Annotated in this window: 1 protein-coding gene; it reads right to left on the bottom strand. The window is 67.8% G+C overall.

Annotated features, from left to right (window positions below):
* Positions 1-113: 113 nt before the first annotated feature.
* A partial coding sequence (gene phtC, locus AC5Y5O_RS32210; protein WP_500028770.1) for a 3,4-dihydroxyphthalate decarboxylase occupies positions 114-522 on the bottom strand: 409 nt, incomplete at its 5' end.

Raw genomic sequence — 522 nt, 5'->3', positions numbered from 1 at the left:
GGGGTATTGCGGCGGCGGACCGTATTTGGATCCGTCTTCTGTCTCTGTCGATCGCATGCCTTGTATCGTACCCAGCGTCGGCGGGACTGTCGGCACTGCCGCGCTGGCCGGCTTCATGGGCTGACGCTCAGCCGGGCGAGCTCGTGTCGCCAGGCGGTCGCGATGTTGAACGGCCCTCCGAGATCTGGCAGCTCCGCCATGTCGGGACCGGGAAGGTCGTGCAGCTGCCCTCCGGCTGCTGTGATCTGAAGCGACAGGCCTGCCAAGGTGTTTACGCTGATGGCTTGGAGGACCGCCTGCTCCATCGTCGGCGCCGCGCTGGTGAGGCCGTGTCCGCGCAGCAGCACCACGGGCCGATCGCCCATGGCGTCGAGCATTTCCGCTGCGAGCTCGCGGTTTCGCACGAGCACTCCTCTGGGGTAGACGGGTATTCCGTCTGCCGCCAGGCGGGTGCCCGGGATGTCGAACGCCCCGACGATCGGCCGGATAGCGAGCCCTGCCAAGTCGGCGGCCACGACCTGC

The sequence above is a fragment of the Mycobacterium sp. NGS40 genome (genome assembly GCF_059812735.1).
This window is presented reverse-complemented; position numbering and strand designations above follow the sequence as displayed.